The 17,493-nt window shown below is 70.6% G+C and carries 15 protein-coding genes and 1 pseudogene; 13 read left to right on the top strand and 3 right to left on the bottom strand.

The genetic code is table 11. The features are described 5' to 3' along the window. The first annotated feature begins 74 nt into the window (after positions 1-74). Complete coding sequence (gene infB, locus ACZZ9K_RS03215) at positions 75-2,924, top strand: translation initiation factor IF-2 (RefSeq protein ID WP_138803585.1); 2,850 nt, start codon at positions 75-77, stop codon at positions 2,922-2,924. A gap of 113 nt (positions 2,925-3,037) precedes the next feature. Further along, positions 3,038-3,511 carry a 30S ribosome-binding factor RbfA gene (gene rbfA / locus ACZZ9K_RS03210; RefSeq protein ID WP_071244776.1) on the top strand — a complete coding sequence of 158 codons (474 nt, stop codon included), beginning with the start codon at positions 3,038-3,040 and terminating at the stop codon, positions 3,509-3,511. Here rbfA and ACZZ9K_RS03205 read toward each other — a convergent pair. Beyond that, positions 3,508-4,434 carry an A/G-specific adenine glycosylase gene (locus ACZZ9K_RS03205; protein ID WP_395876409.1) on the bottom strand — a complete coding sequence of 309 codons (927 nt, stop codon included), beginning with the start codon at positions 4,432-4,434 and terminating at the stop codon, positions 3,508-3,510. The genes rbfA and ACZZ9K_RS03205 overlap by 4 nt on opposite strands. 52 nt (positions 4,435-4,486) lie before the next feature. Between ACZZ9K_RS03205 and ACZZ9K_RS03200 the strand changes: the two genes are divergently transcribed. The 5 genes from ACZZ9K_RS03200 to ACZZ9K_RS03180 are packed head-to-tail and all read left to right on the top strand — an operon-like array spanning position 4,487 to position 7,752. Continuing rightward, positions 4,487-4,933 carry a hypothetical protein gene (locus tag ACZZ9K_RS03200; protein WP_138803584.1) on the top strand — a complete coding sequence of 149 codons (447 nt, stop codon included), beginning with the start codon at positions 4,487-4,489 and terminating at the stop codon, positions 4,931-4,933. Positions 4,934-4,955: 22 nt separating this feature from the next. Beyond that, positions 4,956-5,918 carry a tRNA pseudouridine(55) synthase TruB gene (gene truB / locus ACZZ9K_RS03195; RefSeq protein ID WP_071244775.1) on the top strand — a complete coding sequence of 321 codons (963 nt, stop codon included), beginning with the start codon at positions 4,956-4,958 and terminating at the stop codon, positions 5,916-5,918. Further along, positions 5,915-6,280, top strand: coding sequence for a hypothetical protein (locus ACZZ9K_RS03190; RefSeq protein ID WP_138803583.1), 366 nt, complete (start codon positions 5,915-5,917; stop codon positions 6,278-6,280). The genes truB and ACZZ9K_RS03190 overlap by 4 nt, the downstream gene beginning before the upstream one ends. A gap of 45 nt (positions 6,281-6,325) precedes the next feature. Beyond that, a complete protein-coding gene (locus ACZZ9K_RS03185) occupies positions 6,326-6,781 on the top strand; it encodes a hypothetical protein (protein ID WP_463443309.1) in 456 nt (151 codons plus the stop codon). An 8-nt stretch (positions 6,782-6,789) separates the two neighbouring features. Next, entirely contained in the window at positions 6,790-7,752 is a 963-nt protein-coding gene (locus ACZZ9K_RS03180; protein ID WP_138803581.1) for a bifunctional riboflavin kinase/FAD synthetase, read from the top strand. A 99-nt stretch (positions 7,753-7,851) separates the two neighbouring features. Here the strand turns inward: ACZZ9K_RS03180 and ACZZ9K_RS03175 are convergent, their stop codons facing one another. Continuing rightward, the gene (locus ACZZ9K_RS03175; RefSeq protein WP_027465754.1) at positions 7,852-9,084 is read right to left on the bottom strand and encodes a DUF349 domain-containing protein; all 1,233 of its coding nucleotides are present in this window, start codon (positions 9,082-9,084) and stop codon (positions 7,852-7,854) included. Positions 9,085-9,197: 113 nt separating this feature from the next. Next, the gene (locus ACZZ9K_RS03170; RefSeq protein ID WP_463443308.1) at positions 9,198-10,010 is read right to left on the bottom strand and encodes a peptidylprolyl isomerase; all 813 of its coding nucleotides are present in this window, start codon (positions 10,008-10,010) and stop codon (positions 9,198-9,200) included. A gap of 129 nt (positions 10,011-10,139) precedes the next feature. Between ACZZ9K_RS03170 and ACZZ9K_RS03165 the strand changes: the two genes are divergently transcribed. From ACZZ9K_RS03165 to mltG, 6 genes and pseudogenes are all read left to right on the top strand, one after another. Then, positions 10,140-11,492 carry a replication-associated recombination protein A gene (locus ACZZ9K_RS03165; RefSeq protein ID WP_083404133.1) on the top strand — a complete coding sequence of 451 codons (1,353 nt, stop codon included), beginning with the start codon at positions 10,140-10,142 and terminating at the stop codon, positions 11,490-11,492. A gap of 234 nt (positions 11,493-11,726) precedes the next feature. After that, on the top strand, positions 11,727-12,356 hold the full coding sequence (gene rpsD / locus ACZZ9K_RS03160; RefSeq protein ID WP_017887166.1) for a 30S ribosomal protein S4: 630 nt from the start codon (positions 11,727-11,729) through the stop codon (positions 12,354-12,356). A gap of 123 nt (positions 12,357-12,479) precedes the next feature. Continuing rightward, a complete protein-coding gene (locus ACZZ9K_RS03155) occupies positions 12,480-12,662 on the top strand; it encodes a hypothetical protein (protein ID WP_027465751.1) in 183 nt (60 codons plus the stop codon). 59 nt (positions 12,663-12,721) lie between these two features. Continuing rightward, a pseudogene (gene alaS / locus ACZZ9K_RS03150) lies at positions 12,722-15,378 on the top strand (alanine--tRNA ligase). A gap of 8 nt (positions 15,379-15,386) precedes the next feature. Then, complete coding sequence (ruvX, locus tag ACZZ9K_RS03145) at positions 15,387-15,830, top strand: Holliday junction resolvase RuvX (RefSeq protein ID WP_185974240.1); 444 nt, start codon at positions 15,387-15,389, stop codon at positions 15,828-15,830. A 93-nt stretch (positions 15,831-15,923) separates the two neighbouring features. Beyond that, positions 15,924-17,486 (top strand): endolytic transglycosylase MltG, encoded by a 1,563-nt coding sequence (gene mltG, locus ACZZ9K_RS03140; protein WP_260678873.1) that lies wholly within the window; start codon positions 15,924-15,926, stop codon positions 17,484-17,486. Positions 17,487-17,493 lie beyond the last annotated feature (7 nt).

Genomic DNA, 17,493 nt, shown 5'->3' with positions numbered 1-17,493 from the left:
TGAGCGGCTCGAAATGAGACCCGTCATCCATTGAGTCCTGCCCCTTCACGGGGTGGGACCCGTGAAGGAGAACAGTGGCTAAACCACGCGTACACGAGATCGCAAGCGAACTCGGCGTCGACAGCAAGACCGCACTCGAGAAGCTCAAGGAGCTCGGCGAGTTCGTCCGGGGTGCCAGCTCGAGCATCGAGCCCCCCGTGGCACGGAAGCTCCGTGCCGCCCTCCAGGCAGACGGCGCCCCCGCGGCGAAGCCCGCCGCCTCGGCCTCCGCGCCGAGCGCACCCGCCAAGGCCAGCGCGCCGAAGTCGAGTGCACCCAAGCCCGGCGGCCCCCGTCCGGGTCCGGCTCGTCCGGCACCGGCTCCCGAGCCCGAGGCCCCGGCAGCACCCGCTGCCGACGTGCCCGCGCCGGCCGCACCGAAGTCCGTCGCCCAGCGACAGGCCGAGGCCGAGGCCGCGCAGAAGGCCCGCGCCGAGAAGCAGGCCGCTGAGAAGCAGGCCGCCGAGGCTGGCGGGACGACCGAAGCGGCGCCGAAGTCCGACGCCGTGAAGCCGGGCACCAGCCCGAAGGCTCCCGCGGCCGCCGGTCCGAAGCCGGGTGGCCCCAAGCCCGGTGCACGTCCGGGCAACAACCCGTACTCGTCGAACCAGGGCATGGGCTCGCGCCCGCCGCGCCCCGGCAACAACCCGTACTCGTCCAACCAGGGCATGGGCCAGCGCCCGGCCGCCGGCGCAGCCGGTGGCGGTGGCATCCCGCGTCCGCAGCCCCCGCGTCCGGGCACGCCCCGTCCGGGTGCTCCGCGTCCGGGTGGTCCCGGTCAGGGCAACCGTCCCAACGGCTTCGGGCAGCGCCCGGGCCAGGGTGGTGGCCGTGGCGGCCCCGGTGCCCGTCCGGGTGCCGGCGGCGGTGCCGGTGGCGGCTTCCCGCGTCCGGCCTTCAGCGGCCCGCGTCCCGCCGGTGGCGGTGGCCGTGGTCGTGGCCCCGGTGGTGGTACCGCCGGTGCGTTCGGTCGCGGTGGCGGCAAGAGCCGTGCCCGCAAGTCGAAGCGGACGAAGCGCGCCGAGTACGAGATGCGTCAGGCACCGTCGCTCGGCGGTGTGCAGGTCCCTCGCGGCGACGGCAACACGGTCGTCCGACTCCGTCGTGGTGCGAGCATCTCGGACTTCGCGGACAAGATCGACGCCATGCCCGGCAACCTCGTGACGGTGCTGTTCCACCTCGGTGAGATGGCGACCGCGACCGAGTCGCTGGACGAGGCCACGTTCGAGGTCCTCGGTGACGAGCTGGGCTACAAGATCCAGATCGTCTCGCCCGAGGACGAGGACAAGGAGCTCCTCGAGGGCTTCGACATCGACCTCGACGCAGAACTCGAGGACGAAGACGACGACGTGCTGCAGCAGCGGCCGCCGGTGGTCACCGTCATGGGTCACGTCGACCACGGCAAGACCCGCCTCCTCGACGCGATCCGCAACTCGAAGGTCGTCGAGGGCGAGGCCGGTGGCATCACCCAGCACATCGGTGCGTACCAGATCGTCGCGCAGCACGAGGGCATCGACCGCCCGATCACCTTCATCGACACCCCGGGTCACGAGGCCTTCACGGCCATGCGTGCTCGTGGTGCCCAGGTGACGGACATCGCGATCCTCGTGGTCGCGGCGGACGACGGCATCATGCCCCAGACCATCGAGGCGTTGAACCACGCGCAGTCGGCCGGTGTGCCGATCGTCGTCGCGGTCAACAAGATCGACAAGGAAGGCGCGAACCCCGCCAAGGTCCGCCAGCAGCTCACCGAGTACAACCTGGTGGCCGAGGAGTACGGCGGCGACGTCATGTTCGTCGACGTGTCGGCGCGGCAGAACATCGGTATCCAGGAACTCCTGGACGCCGTGCTGCTCACCGCGGACGCCGGTCTCGACCTGCGTGCGAACCCCGACAAGGACGCCCGTGGTGTCGCGATCGAGGCCCGGCTCGACAAGGGTCGCGGTGCAGTCGCCACGGTCCTCATCCAGTCCGGCACGCTCCACGTCGGTGACGCCATCGTGGCGGGCACGGCCTACGGCCGAGTCCGTGCGATGACGGACGAGAACGGGGTCGCGGTCAAGGCCGCGACGCCGAGCCGCCCGGTCCAGGTGCAGGGTCTGTCCTCGGTGCCCCGCGCCGGCGACACCTTCCTCGTCACCGAAGAGGACCGCACGGCTCGTCAGATCGCCGAGAAGCGTGAAGCCGCCGAGCGCAACGCCCTGCTGGCGAAGTCGCGCAAGCGCATCTCGCTCGAGGACTTCACCCGTGCGCTCGAAGAGGGCAAGGTCGAGTCGCTCAACCTCATCATCAAGGGTGACGTCTCCGGTGCCGTCGAGGCACTCGAGCAGTCGCTCCTGGACATCGAGGTCGACGACAGCGTCCAGCTCCGCATCCTGCACCGCGGTGTCGGTGCGATCACGGAGTCGGACATCGACCTCGCCACGATCGACAACGCCATCGTCATCGGCTTCAACGTCCGTCCGGACGTCAAGGCCCGTGAGCGTGCGGCGCGTGAAGGCATCGACGTGCGCTTCTACTCGGTCATCTACAACGCACTCGACGACATCGAGCAGTCCCTCAAGGGCATGCTCAAGCCCGAGTACGAAGAGGTCCAGTCGGGCGTCGCCGAGATCCGCGAGGTGTTCCGTTCCTCGAAGTTCGGCAACATCGCGGGTGTCATCGTCCGCTCCGGCACGATCACGCGCAACGCCAAGGCGCGCGTCATCCGTGAAGGCGTGGTGATCGCCGATGGCCTGGCCATCGAGTCGCTGCGTCGCTTCAAGGACGACGTGACCGAGGTCCGCACGGACTTCGAAGCCGGTATCGGTCTGGGCAAGTTCAACGACATCCAGATCGGCGATGAGGTCGAGACGACCGAACTCGTCGAGAAGCCGCGCGACTGATCGCGTGACTCCTCTGGGCCCCGGCCTCCCCGTGCGGGAGGCCGGGGCCCGACCCCTTTCCCACGCAGGACCACCGGCGGGAAGCGTCCCGCCATCGCCTCAGGAGGCACCCAATGGCCGATCCGCAGCGCGCACGCAAGATGGCGGACCGCATCAAGGAAGTCGTCGCACGTCGACTCGACAAGGGTCTGCGGGACCCGCGACTCGGGTTCGTCACGATCACCGACGTCCGTGTGACCGGCGACCTGCAGCACGCGTCGATCTTCTACACCGTGTACGGCACCGACGAGGAGCGTGCGGACTCCGCCGCGGCGCTCAAGGCCGCGACCGGCATGCTCCGGTCCGAGGTCGGCAAGAACATCACCGCCCGGCTCACGCCGTCGCTCGAGTTCATCGCCGACGCCCTGCCCGAGACCTCGGCGCACATGGAGGACCTGCTCGTTCAGGCCCAGGTCCGTGACGAGCAGGTGCGAGCAGCGTCGGTCGGCGCGACGTACGCCGGCGACGCCGATCCGTACAAGCGCGACGAGGACGACGACACCGACGACGCCGCCGAGACCGACGGCTCCGCCGAGCCGCGTTCCTAGATCCCGGGCAGCTGGTAGCCGCTCGCGTCGTCCCCGACGGCCAGTCCGTCACGCAGGAGCGACGCGAGCGCCCGGTCGCGCTGGTCGGCGTCCGGCCACACCGGTTCGATCTCGTACCGGGTGACCGGCACGTCGCTGGCGCGCAGCTCGGCCATGATCAGGCCACGCACCTGGCGGTCACTGCCGGCGAACCTCGCCTGCCGCGGAGCCCGCGGCCCGTCGTGCTCCGGGTACCCGGCCGCACGCCACGCGCAGCGGTCCGCGATCGGGCACGCATCGCACGCGGGGGAGCGGGACACGCACACGAGCGCGCCGAGCTCCATCACGGCCGCGTTCGTGGCGGCTGCGTCGTCGCGGTCCGCCGGCAGTACAGACTCCATCAGCGGGAGGTCCTGCTTCGCCTTCGCCGGCCCGGGTTCGCCCTGGCCGAGGACCGCACGAGCGAGCACGCGGCGCACGTTGACGTCCACCACCGGGTGCCGGTCGCCGTACGCGAAGACCGCGACGGCCCGCGCGGTGTAGTCGCCGATGCCCGGCAGCGCGAGCAGCGCGTCGACGTCTCGCGGCACGACGTTGCCGTGGTGGGTCGCGATCGCGGTCGCCGCCGCGTGGAGCGCGAGCGCGCGTCTCGGGTAGCCGAGCCGGTCCCAGGCGCGCACCGCCTCGGACGGCGGCGAGTCCGCGAGGTCGCGAGGCGTCGGCCACCGGGTGAGCCACGCCTCCAGACGGGGGATCACGCGCGCGACCTGCGTCTGCTGCAGCATGATCTCGCTGACGAGCGTCCCCCACGCGGGGAAGCCGGGGCGGCGCCACGGCAGGTCCCGCGCCTGCTGCCGGAACCACGCGATCAGCGGGGTCGCGATGTCGGGCCGTTCCGGCGTGGCCGGCTCCTGCACACCGCGTCGCGCGGTCGGTTTGTCCACATCCGGTCTGGAGGCCCGACTCGCGTTCACCTCGACAGCCTACGGTGGAGGCATGGCACGCTGGGCACCCGAAGAGACCGACACGATGGCTGCGATCGCCGCAGAGGCGATCGCGCAGGTCGGCACGAACCGCACCGTCATCGGCGTCGACGGGCAGGACGGCACCGACCTCGAACGGGTCGCGGCCGCGCTCGTCAACGGTTTCGAGCAGCACGGGGTCTCCGCGATGGCGGCCGCCGCGCCGTCCGCCGACCAGGACACGCTGCGGTCCGACCTGGTGACGCCCTTCCGCACGACCGGAGCCGGCGACGGTGTCCTGATCGTGCACGGACGGGGCGTCCTGGCTCCCGGGGTGCGCACCCTGTGGCGCTGGTCGCTGTGGGTGGAGCAGGAGTCCGGCCGGCTCGAGCGCCGCGCCGATGTAAAGATCGCTGCCTCCGCCGTGCTCGACGTCACCGATCCCGAGCACCCTCGCCGCGAGTGGAACGACGCCTGCTGACCGGCGCTGGTAATCTCGCCTGGTGCTCGAAACCGCGCCGGACGGCATCCTCCTCGTCGACAAACCGCAGGGGATCTCCAGCCACCGGGTGGTCTCCATCGCCCGACGGCGCCTCGGCCTGAAGAAGGTCGGCCACGCCGGGACCCTCGACCCCATGGCCACCGGGCTGCTGCTGCTCGGCATCGGGCCGTCCACCCGGTTGCTGACGCACCTGGTGGGCCTCGACAAGACCTACACCGCGACCATCCGGCTCGGCGTCTCGACGGACTCCGACGACGCCGACGGCACGCCGACCGCTGCTGTCGGTGTGGCCGCTGCCGACGTCTCGGACGACGCCGTCGAGACCGCTGTCGCAGCACAGCGGGGCGTGATCGACCAGGTCCCGTCCACGGTCAGTGCGATCAAGGTCGACGGGCGCCGCGCCTACGACCTGGCGCGCAAGGGCGAGGCGGTGGAGCTCAAGTCCCGCACGGTGACCGTCTCGCAGTTCGACGTGACGACCCGGAACGAGCGGACCGTCGCCGTCGACGGCACCGACGTCGCCGTGGTGGACCTCGACGTCGTCGTGACCTGCTCGTCGGGCACCTACGTCCGCGCACTCGCCCGTGACGTCGGCGCTGCCCTCGGCACCGGGGCGCACCTCGTCGCGCTCCGGCGGACCCGCGTCGGACCGTTCGACGTGCAGGACGCCATCGACCTCGAGGACGACGCCGTCGACGTCCGCGCCGCGCTCGCACGTCCGGCGGACATCGCCCGGCGACTCTTCTCGTCCGTGACCCTCGACGCAGCCTCGGCGAAGGACCTCACCGACGGCAAGCGCGTCGCGGCCGAGCACCCCGACTCGGACGGTCCGGTGGCAGCGGTCACCGCGTCCGACGACCGGCTGGTCGGCCTCGTCTCCGTCCGCCGTGGACTGCTCCGGGTCATCACGAACTTCCCGACGCCCGGTGCGTCGTCCTCCTCGCAGACCGGAGCCCGCGCGTGATCGAGTGGTACATGTGGGTGCAGCTGGTGCTCGCCGTGATCGTGGGGCTCTTCGCGGTCGTCGTGGGGTTCATCGGCTGGAAGCCGAACGACTACACCGTCGGCGCCCTCGTGCTCATCGAACTGCTGCTCCTGGTGCAGGGCGTCATCTCGATCGTGCTGCCGGCGACGGGCAGTCCGCCCGACGGCAACGCGCTCGAGTTCGGGGTGTACGCCGTGTCGGTGCTGCTCGTCCCACCGGCCGCGGTCGTGTGGGCACTGATCGACCGCACGAAGTGGAGCACCGTGGTGCTCGGTGCCGGCGCCTTCACCGTCGCGGTGATGGTCTACCGGATGTACCAGATCTGGTTCGCGTTGAACTGACGCCGGAGGTCATGCGCGGAGCCGCGCGTCGGTAGAATCGGTGCAATGGCGACCAGATCCTCACTCGCGACCGGCATCGGCCGCGTCCTCATCGCCGTGTACGGCATCCTCGCGCTGGCGGCGACCGGACGCAGCGTCGTGCAGATCATCGAGAAGTTCTCGTTCGCACCGTTCGCCTACACGCTCAGTGCCATCGCTGCCGTCGTCTACATCGTCGCGATGATCGCCCTGATCGTGCCCGGCCGGTTCTGGTACCGGGTCGCCTGCGTCACGATCGTGTTCGAGATGACCGGCGTGCTCGTCATCGGCACCCTGTCGCTGTTCGACCGCCAGCTGTTCCCCGACGACACCATCTGGTCGTACTACGGCATGGGCTACGCCTTCGCGCCGCTCGTGCTGCCGATCGCCGGGCTCTGGTGGCTCCGCAAGCACCACCGCACCGCCGTCACCGAGTCGGCGGCACCGGCTGCGTCCTCGTCCACCGCCCCGGCGAGCGAGTAGGAGCCACCGTGCAGTTCTACGAGGACACCGCCGACGTGGCGGACGGGTTCGGGCCGAGTGCGGTCACCATCGGCAAGTTCGACGGCGTGCACGTCGGGCACCGTGCCGTCATCGCACACCTCGAGCGTGCCGCCCGCGAGCACGACCTCGTGGCCACCGTGGTCACGTTCGACCGCCACCCGCTCAACGTCATCGACCCGCCGCACGTCCCGCCGGCCCTGACGAGCACCGCGCAGCGCCGCGAACTGCTCGAGGACGCCGGGGTCGACGCCACCCTGCTGCTCCGCTTCGACCAGGAACTGCAGTCGAAGTCGCCCGAGGCGTTCGTGTCCGAGATCCTCGTCGACACCCTGCACGCCCGGCTCGTCTTCGTCGGCAGCGACTTCCGCTTCGGCGCGAAGGGCGCCGGCGACGTCGAGCTGCTGCGTGCCCTGGGGGAGCAGCACGGGTTCACGGTCGAGCTCATCGACGATGTGGACCTGATCGACGACGTCCGACCCGACGGTGAGCGCCGGGTGTCCTCCACCTGGATCCGGGAGCTCCTGGGCCAGGGCCGCGTGGCCGAGGCCGCACGACTCCTCGGGCGGGAGCACGCCGTGCGGAGCGTCGTGGTGCACGGCAACCAGCGCGGCCGGGCGATGGGGTACCCCACCGCGAACCTCGACCCGGCGTGCGAGGGCTTCGTCCCCGCCGACGGCGTCTACGCCGCCCGGGTGCTGCACGACGGCACCGTCTACCCGGCAGCGGTGTCGGTCGGCAACAACCCGACGTTCGAGGGCGTGCCGGCGAAGCAGATCGAGGCGCACCTGCTCGACGTCGACATCGACCTGTACGGGGACCGGATCTCGGTGCTCTTCGTGTCGTACGTGCGCGGCATGGTGAAGTTCTCGTCGATGGACGAGCTCGCCGCGCAGATGCGGCAGGACGACCTCGACATCCGACTGCTGCTCGGACTGCCCACGCCGGTCTGACCTGCCGGCACGCTGGCCTGGTTCGCCCGCTGGTGCCCCTGGTACGGCGACGCCCCCGTGACCGATCGGTCACGGGGGCGTCGTTCGTGGTGCGGAGGCTCAGCCGCCCAGGGCGTCGAGCCAGATCTTGCGGGCGTCGAGGGCTTCCTGCGCGTCCTTGATCTTCCGGGCGTCGCCGGTGGCCTGTGCCGCCGCGAGCTCGGACTGGAGCTTGCCGATCGCGTCTTCCAGCTGGCTCGCCAGACCGTTCTGACGGGCCTTGCGCTCCGGGTTCGATTCCTTCCAGTGCGCGTCCTCGAGCCCACGGACGTGGTCCTCGACGGCGCGCAGGCGGTCCTCGACCCGACGGACGTCGCCGCGGGGGACCTTGCCGATCTCGTCCCACCGGCGCTGGATGCCGGTGAGGGTCTTGCGCGCGGCGACCCGGTCGGTCGCCTGCAGGAGCGGCTCGGCCTCGGTCAGCAGGGCCTGCTTCGCCTCGAGGTTGGCGGAGAACTCTTCGTTCTCGGCTGCGCTCTCGGCGTGGCGCTGCTCGAACAGCACGTCTCCGGCGGCCTTGAAGCGCGCCCAGAGCGCGTCGTCGTGGCGCTTGCCGGCACGCCCGGCGTTCTTCCAGTCGTCGAGGAGCTGGCGGTAGTCCGGGATCGCATCGGAGCCGCGGGGCGCGAGGGCCTCGGCCTGCGCCACGAGCTCCTGCTTGCGGGTCCGGGCGTCACGGTGCTGTGCGTCGAGCTCGGAGTAGAAGGCACGACGGTGCTGGTCGACGGTGGACCGCGCTGCGCGGAACCGCTTCCAGAGGTCGTTGGCCTCGTTCTTGGGGATCCGCGGCCCGTCGTGCTGGTGCTGCTGCCAGCGCGCGAACACGTCGTCGAGCTGCGCCGTGATCTGCTTCCACTGCGCGCGCGCCGGGTCCACCGCGGCGAGTGCCTCGGCTTCCTCGACCAGGGCGGTGCGGTGCGCCAGGGCGTCCTGCAGCGCCTGCTGCGCCTGTTCCGCCTGCTCCTTGGTGAGGGAGCCGAGCTGCTCGGTGAGCGCGCCCACGCGGGTCTCGAGCGACTTGATGTCACCCACCACGCGTGCATCGGCGACCAGGGCGGTCAGGTGCTCGACCGTCCGGGCGACGTCGTTCGCCGACGCACCACGCTGGACGCGCTGCTCGGCGATCTTCACCTGCCCCTCGAGGTCGGCGTACTTCCGCGCGAAGTAGGCGAGGGCTTCTTCGGGGGTGGCGTCCGGGTACTCACCGACAGCACGTTCGGTCTCTTCGTACCGGACGTACACGGTCCCGTTCTCGTCGACCCGCCCCCAGGTCGTTGCTTCGTCAGATCCCACAGGTCTCGCCTCGATCGTGGTCGTGCATCGCCGACGTCACCGTCGGCACGGTCAGGTCGTCAGCCTATTGCACGGACGGGCTCCGCCGCCCGACCGGTGCGACGGGTTGTGGACTACTTCTGCTCCGCGATGGTCGCGTCGGTGATCTTCGTCGCCACCTTCGGCGCGCCGGTGCCGTCGCTGCCGGGCGACGCGATGCCCTTCGCGGCGATCTTCGACTCGAGCTCGGACAGCCCGCTCGTGACCTTGCCGACGACCGTGTAGCCGCCCGTCGAGCCGTCGAGCGTGGTGTCCCCGTAGACGATGAAGAACTGCGTCGACTGCGAGTACGGGGAGTCCGACCGTGCGATCGCGATCGTGCCCTTCTCGTAGACGCCGTCCTCCGGCACGTTCTCGAGCGGGCCGTACTCGAAGCCGGCGTCGCCGGTGCCGTCGCCGTTCGCGGAGCCGCACTGCAGGAACTTCAGCCCGTCGCTGTCGGCCAGCCGGTGGCAGGTGGTGCCGTTGTAGAACTGCTCACGGATCAACGAGATCTCGGCACTCGTGGCCTGCGGCGCCTTCGCGCCGTCCAGCTCGATGCCGAGGTCGATGTCCTTGTTGAGCGTGAGGGTGCCGGTCCAGGTCGCGCCCTTCGCGATCGACTTGCTCGGCACGTCGCCGGTGTTGCCGGCCGTGGCACTGGCCGACGGCGTGGCCGTCGACGACGCGGAGGCGCTCGGGGCCGGGGCGTCCGACCCCCGCGATCCGGCGAAGGCGAGCTGCGACCCGGTGGCGAGGGCCGCGACGAGGACGAGGGCACCGGCACCGATCAGGTTGTCCCGCACGCGGCGGCGTCGCTGCCGCTCGTGGAGGCCCTGGCGGGCCTGGTAGAGGCGGAGGCGCTCGCGTGCCTCACGGTTGTCACGCGCTGGGTTCTTCGGTGCCACGGTGCTGGTCTGCCCTCTCGTCGCAGTGTGCAACGAGCGTAGCCGAACGGTCGCCGTCACCAGCAGGGAGGCGCGGCCTGCGTCGGTGGACCGGCCTACGATTGCAGGATGGCAGCGGATCGTTCGGGAATGCACGCGCCCACCACGGGTGGTCGCGCCGGTCTCGCGCAGGGTTCCGTCCCGCTCGCCGTCCGGATGCGCCCCACCAGCCTCGACGAGGTCGCCGGTCAGCAGCACCTGCTCGGCCGGGGTTCGCCCCTGGTGCAGCTCGCCACCGGCACGCGCGAGAACCCCGGCGGGGTCTCCGTGATCCTGTGGGGACCGCCCGGCACCGGCAAGACCACGCTGGCGCAGGCCATCGCACGGCAGTCCGGTCGCGAGTTCGTCGAGCTCTCCGCCGTGACCGCCGGCGTGAAGGACGTGCGCGAGGTCATGGAGAAGGCGCTGACCCACCGCGACCTGTACGGGTCGACCACGGTGCTGTTCCTCGACGAGATCCACCGGTTCAGCAAGGCCCAGCAGGACGCCCTGCTGCCCGGTGTCGAGAACGGGTGGGTCATCCTGATCGCCGCCACCACCGAGAACCCGTCGTTCTCGGTCATCTCGCCCCTGCTGTCCCGCTCGCTGCTCCTGACGCTCAAACCGCTCACCGATCCCGACCTCGGCATGCTCGTCGACCGCGCCGTGGAGGACCCCCGCGGGCTCGGCGGTGCCGTCGTCCTCGGTGACGAAGCCCGCAGCGCGATCATCCGGCTCGCGTCCGGTGACGCCCGACGTGCCCTGACGGCGCTCGAGGCCGCGGCGGCGTCGGCCACCGCCGCGCAGGACGAGGACGACGACACCGTGCCCGTCGTCGACGCCGACACCGTCGCGGCGGCGGTCGACCGGGCCCTGCTGCGCTACGACCGACAGGGTGACGAGCACTACGACGTCATCAGCGCGTTCATCAAGTCGGTGCGGGGGAGCGACGTCGACGCCGCCCTGCACTACCTCGCCCGGATGATCGAGGCCGGCGAGGACTCGCGGTTCATCGCCCGGCGGATCATCATCTCCGCGTCCGAGGACATCGGCATGGCCGACCCGCAGGCCCTGCCCATCGCCGTCGCGGCGGCCCAGGCCGTCCAGCTCATCGGGATGCCCGAGGGACGGATCCCGCTGGCCGAGGCGGTCGTCTACCTGGCGACGGCGCCGAAGTCGAACGCCGCCTACAACGGGGTCAACCAGGCGATGGCCGACGTCAAGGCGGGGCGCATGGGCACGGTCCCGATGCACCTGCGCGACGCGCACTACGCCGGGGCGAAGCGCCTCGGGCACGGCAAGGGGTACGTCTACTCCCACGACGCCGAGCACGGGGTCGCCGAGCAGCAGTACCTGCCGGACGCGCTCGAGGGCACCGAGTACTACACGCCGACGGCCAACGGCTACGAGCGCGAGGTCGGGCCGCGGCTCGAACGGCTCCGGAAGATCACACGCGGCCACTAGCGTCGGTGCTTCTGCGCCCGCCCCGATGCTGCTAGCATTGCCGGGCCTACGTCCTGGTCCTCGAGCACGGCTGCGTCGAGGACAGAGTGCCACTCCGGTGGTACGGGGGCAGAGGTTCGGACTGTAGCCGTCCGATCCCACAGGCTCATCCCTCTGGATCCCGTCGTCGGGGCCACCGGCACTCGCGTGCCCGGCCTCCGGTGAGTATTCAGTTCGAACAGAGAAAAGGACCCTGTGTCTACCAAGTCACGTACCCGCAGCAAGACCCGCCTGTCGCGCGCACTCGGCATCCCGCTGACGCCGAAGGCTGCCCGTTACCTCGAGAAGCGCCCCTACGGGCCCGGTGAGCACGGCCGTACGCGCCGTCGTGCGGACAGCGACTACGCCGTCCGCCTCCGTGAGAAGCAGCGTCTGCGCGCCCAGTACGGCATCCGCGAGAAGCAGCTCCGCATCGTCTTCGAAGAGGCCCGCAAGACGAAGGGCCTGACCGGTGAGAACCTGGTCGAGCTCCTCGAGCAGCGCCTCGACGCCCTCGTGGTCCGTGCCGGCTTCGCCCGCACCACCGCGCAGGCCCGTCAGCTGATCGTGCACCGCCACATCCTGGTCGACGGCAAGCTCGTCGACCGCCCGTCCTTCCGCGTCAAGGAGGGCCAGCTGATCCACGTCAAGGCGAAGTCCGAGTCGATGGAGCCCTTCCAGGTCGCCGCTGCCGGTGGCCACCAGGAAGTCCTCCCGAAGGTCCCGGGCTACCTCGAGGTCGAGATCGAGAAGCTCCAGGCCCGCCTCGTGCGTCGCCCGAAGCGCGCCGAGGTCCCCGTGACCTGTGAAGTGCAGCTCGTCGTCGAGTACTACGCAGCTCGCTGATCCACTGATCACACCCGAACGGCGGGTCGTCCTCTCGAGGGCGACCCGCCGTTCGGCGTTCCGGCACCGGCGACTAAGCTTGTCCGGGCATGCACCGCCCGGGTGCACAGAGGGAGAGGCACCGTGAAGCAGCTGTTCTTCGTCGCCGTCGGCATCGTCATCGGGTTCGCCGTCGCACACCGGGTCGCCCAGACCTCCGGGGGCGCCCGGCTCTTCGCCGAGGTGAACGCCAAGACGAAGGCCTTCACGGGAGCCGTCGCGGACGGCTACCGGTCGCGCGAGGCCGAGCTCCGTACCGACGTCTGAGCGCTCCGACCGAGCAGCCACGACCCTCCTCCACCCACGACCTGAACCCAGGAAGCACCATGCAGACCGCAGAGATCCGCCGCCGTTGGCTCCAGTACTTCGGTGACCGCGGCCACACCGTCGTCCCGTCCGCGTCCCTCGTCTCCGACGACCCGTCGCTCCTCTTCACGGTCGCCGGCATGGTGCCGTTCATCCCGTACCTGACCGGTCTCATCCCGGCCCCGTTCCCGCGGGCGACGAGCGTGCAGAAGTGCATCCGCACGAACGACATCGAAGAGGTCGGCAAGACCCTCGCCACGGCACGTTCTTCCAGATGAACGGGAACTTCTCGTTCGGCGACTACTTCAAGGAGCAGGCGATCCAGTTCGCCTGGGAGTTCCTGACCAAGCCGGAGGCCGACGGCGGGCTCGGCTTCTCGCCGGACGACCTCTGGGTCACCGTCTACGAAGAGGACGACGAGGCGATCGGCTTCTGGAAGCAGCACTCATCGCTGCCCGACGAGCGGATCCAGCGCCTCGGCAAGGACACCAACTACTGGTCGACCGGACAGCCCGGACCGGCGGGTCCCTGCTCGGAGATCTTCTTCGACCGTGGCCCCGAGTACGGCATCGACGGCGGCCCGGCGACGGACGACGACCGGTACGTCGAGATCTGGAACCTCGTCTTCATGCAGTACCAGATCGCCGACGTGCGGTCGAAGTACGACTTCGAGATCACCGGCGAGCTGCCGAACAAGAACATCGACACCGGCATGGGGCTCGAGCGCGTCGCCTTCATCAAGCAGGGCGTCGACAACATGTACGAGATCGACCAGGTGCGCCCGGTGCTCGACCGTGCGGCCGAGATCTCCGGCCGGCGCTACGGTGCCGTGCACGAGGACGACGTGCGGATGCGCGTCATCGCCGACCACGTCCGTTCCTCGCTGATGCTCATCGCCGACGGCGTGAGCCCGTCGAACGAGGGCCGCGGGTACATCCTCCGTCGGCTGCTCCGTCGCACCGTCCGTGCGATGCGCCTGCTCGGTGTCGAGGCCCCCACGTTCCCAGAGCTCTTCCCGGCGTCCCGCGACGCCATGCGCGACGCCTACCCCGAGGTGGCGTCCGACTACGACCGGATCTCCCGCATCGCCTACGCGGAAGAGGAGACCTTCCTCCGCACCCTGGCGCAGGGCACCACCATCCTCGACGTCGCCGTCGAGCGCGCGAAGCAGGACGGCGCCCCCTCGATCGGCGGCGACACGGCGTTCCTGCTGCACGACACCTTCGGGTTCCCCATCGACCTGACGATGGAGATGGCCGAGGAAGCCGGTGTCCACGTCGACCGCACGGCGTTCGAGACCCTGATGTCCGAGCAGCGTGCCCGGGCGAAGGCCGACGCGAAGAGCAAGAAGACCGCGATCGCCGACCTCAGCGTGTACAGCGCGTTCCGGGCGAAGGGCGAGACGACGTTCCTCGGCTACGACGCGCTCGAGGCCGAGACGCGCGTGCTCGGCATCATCGTCGGCGGCGTGAGCGTCGACCGTGCGGTCGCCGGCGACATCGCCGAGGTCATCCTCGGCGAGACCTCCCTGTACGCCGAGTCCGGCGGCCAGGACGCCGACCAGGGGTCGATCGTCGGCAACGGGTTCGACCTCGAGGTCCTCGACGTCCAGCGACCGGTCTCCGGACTGTGGAGCCACACCGTGCAGGTCCGCTCCGGTGAGGTCGGCGTCGGCGACGCCGCGAGCACCGTCGTCGACGCGGAGTACCGCCGCGGTGCGACCCAGGCGCACTCCGCGACGCACCTGGTCAACGCGGCCCTCCGCGACATCCTCGGGCCGGAGGCGCTGCAGGCCGGTTCGTACAACAAGTCCGGCTACATGCGCCTCGACTTCTCGTGGTCGCAGCCGGTCTCGCTCGAGACGCGCTCCGAGATCGAGGAGGTCGTGAACACCGCGATCCGCACCGACCTCGAGGTCTCCACGCGCATCCTGCCCATCGACGAGGCGAAGGCCCTCGGGGCACAGGCCCTGTTCGGTGAGAAGTACGGCGCCGAGGTCCGCATGGTCGACATCGGCGGCCCGTGGTCCCGCGAGCTCTGCGGTGGCACGCACGTCGCCTCGAGCGCGCAGATCGGGCTCGTCAACCTGGTGGGGGAGTCGAGCGTCGGTTCGACGAACCGCCGGGTCGAGGCACTGGTCGGGCTCGAGGGGTTCCGCGACCTCGCCGTCGAGCGCACGATCGTGTCGCAGCTCTCCAGCGCGCTCAAGGCCCCCCGTGCCGACCTGCCGGCCCGCGTCCAGAACCTGATGGAGGACCTCCGGTCCGCCCAGAAGAAGCTCGCCGAGTACGAGTCGGCGAACCTGCAGCAGCGCGTGCCCGCCATCGCCCGCAACGCCACGACCGTCGGTGCCACCACCGTGGTCGCCGAGACGGTCGACGGCCTGCAGTCCGGCGACGACCTGCGCTCGCTCGCCACCGGCGTGCGGGGCCAGCTCGGTGACGGCGCGGCCGTCGTCGTGCTCGGGGCGGTCGTCGGTGGCAAGCCGATCGTGATCGTCGCGACCAACGACGCTGCTCGTGCTGCGGGCGTGCAGGCGGGCCCCCTCGCGAAGGAGGCCGCCGGCGTGCTCGGTGGCGGTGGCGGCGGCAAGCCGGACCTGGCGCAGGGCGGCGGGACCGACGCGGCCGCGCTCCCCGCGGCGCTGCGTGCCGTGACCGCACGGCTCGCGGGCTGACCGTGGGCATCCGGTCCGGGCGTCGCCTCGGCGTGGACGTCGGACGCGCCCGGATCGGGGTCGCCGTGTGCGACCGCGACGGCCTGCTGGCGACGCCGGTCGAGACCGTCCGGCGTGACGACTCGGGGGACCTCCGGCGGATCCTCGAGCTCGCGGACGAGTACGACGTGCTCGAGGTCGTCGTCGGGCTGCCCCTGTCGATGTCGGGTGGGGACACGGCCTCGACCGAGGACGCCCGTGTCTTCGCCGCCCGGATCGCGGCGCGACGGCCGGTGCGTCTGGTCGACGAACGACTGTCGACCGTGACGGCCCAGCGGGGGCTGCACCAGGCCGGCAAGAACACGAAGAAGTCCCGGGCCGTGATCGACCAAGCAGCCGCTGTTATCATTCTGCAACACGCGCTCGACCACGAGCGCAGTGCCGGTGCCCCTCCGGGCACCACGCTTCCCTGACAGGGCTGCCCGGTACCGCACATGGGTGCTCTCGTCGTCAGCTGCGAGGACGACGGTGCCCAGGTGGAGTTCCCGACCGAGAGACCGAGGACGTTGGCAGACGATCTGGACTGGAACGCGATCATCGCGCCCGGCAACGACGCCGAGCGGCGGAAGACGACTTCCGACCGCACGACAGGCACCGATGACCGCGACGACGCTGGTCAGGTGACCCCACCGCCGGTGCCTCCGATGTCCCGACGCGAAGCCCGAGCCCTCGAGGCCGAACGGGCCCGCGTCGCAGCGACCGACGAGTCGCCGGTCGCCGAGCGGACCATCGATTCCCCACCAGCCGCACGTGACGAACGCCCCACGTCACCCGCCGACGCGCCGATCGCCACCCGTCCCGAAGACCTGCACCCCGAGGTCGCCGCACTGCTGACCGGCGAGCTGCCGACGGAGCGCGCGGCGACCGCTGCGGGCGGCGGATCCGGGGCCGACGGGACGGACGACGGTGACGTGACCGGCGGCGGTGGCGCCGCGGGAGGCGGTGGCCGCGGGGGACGAGGCGGGGGAGGCCGCGCCTCCAGGCCGCCCCGGGAGCCACGGCCGAAGCGCCGACGCGGACCGCTCGTCGCCGGACTCGTCATCGTCGCGGTGGTGCTCGCCGCCGGCGTCGGCGCCTACACCTTCGCCGCACCCAAGTTCCAGCAGCTCATCGCGGCGATCAGCGGCGCGCAGGAACCCGACGACTACACCGGCGACGGCACCTCGAAGGTGACCATCACCATCAAGCAGGGTGACATCGGCGAGAACGTCGCGGCGACGCTGCAGCGCAGCGGCGTCGTCAAGGACTCGAAGGTGTTCTACAAGCTCCTGCTGGCCTCGCCGGACGTGCAGTTCCAGCCCGGTTCGTACGCGCTGAAGAAGCAGATGAGCTCGAAGTCCGCGCTCGCGGCACTGCAGGACACGAAGAACCGGGTGCAGGCGTCGATCATCATCCCCGAGGGCACCGCACTCGCCGACATCGAGGCCGGGATGGTCTCGAAGGCCGGCCTGACCAAGCAGGAGGTCGACGCGGCCGCGAAGGACCTGACGGCCTACGACCTGCCGTCCGGCGTCACCACGCTCGAGGGTTGGCTCTTCCCCGCGACCTACCCGATCAACCCGGGCTGGACCGCCGAGCAGTACTTCAAGTCGATGGTCGACACCATGAAGGAGCACCTGTCCGCCGCCGGCGTCAAGGAGGCCGACCAGGAGCGCACCATCGTCTTCGCGTCGCTGGTGCAGAAGGAAGCCGGCCTCGCGGCCGACTACCCGAAGGTCGCCCGGGTGTTCCAGAACCGCCTCGACCAGGGCATGCGTCTGCAGTCCGACGCCACCGTCGCCTACGGCACGGGCAACACGCACACCGTGACGACGACCGACGCCGAACGGGCCGACGAGTCGAACGCGTACAACACGTACGTGCACGAGGGGCTGCCGCCGGCACCGATCTCGAACCCCGGGGACATCGCGATCAAGGCCGTGACGAACGAGGCTCCGGGCAAGTGGCTGTACTTCGTGACGGTGAACCTGGAAACCGGCGAGACGGTGTTCTCGAACACCTACGACGAGCACCTCGTCGCGGTGAAGCAGTTCCAGGCGTGGCTCCGGGCGCACCCCGACTACCAGTAGGACGGCG

The organism is Curtobacterium sp. AC268 (assembly GCF_979258745.1).
Note: the sequence above shows the minus strand (reverse complement) of the source record. Positions and strands in the feature narration are given on the sequence as shown.

Excerpts from the sequence above, each read along its gene's own strand:
- rbfA (WP_071244776.1), top strand. The coding sequence starts at position 3,038 with ATGGCCGATCCGCAGCGCGCACGCAAGATGGCGGACCGCATCAAGGAA.
- ACZZ9K_RS03200 (WP_138803584.1), top strand. The coding sequence starts at position 4,487 with ATGGCACGCTGGGCACCCGAAGAGACCGACACGATGGCTGCGATCGCC.
- ACZZ9K_RS03185 (WP_463443309.1), top strand. The coding sequence starts at position 6,326 with ATGGCGACCAGATCCTCACTCGCGACCGGCATCGGCCGCGTCCTCATC.
- ACZZ9K_RS03165 (WP_083404133.1), top strand. The coding sequence starts at position 10,140 with ATGCACGCGCCCACCACGGGTGGTCGCGCCGGTCTCGCGCAGGGTTCC.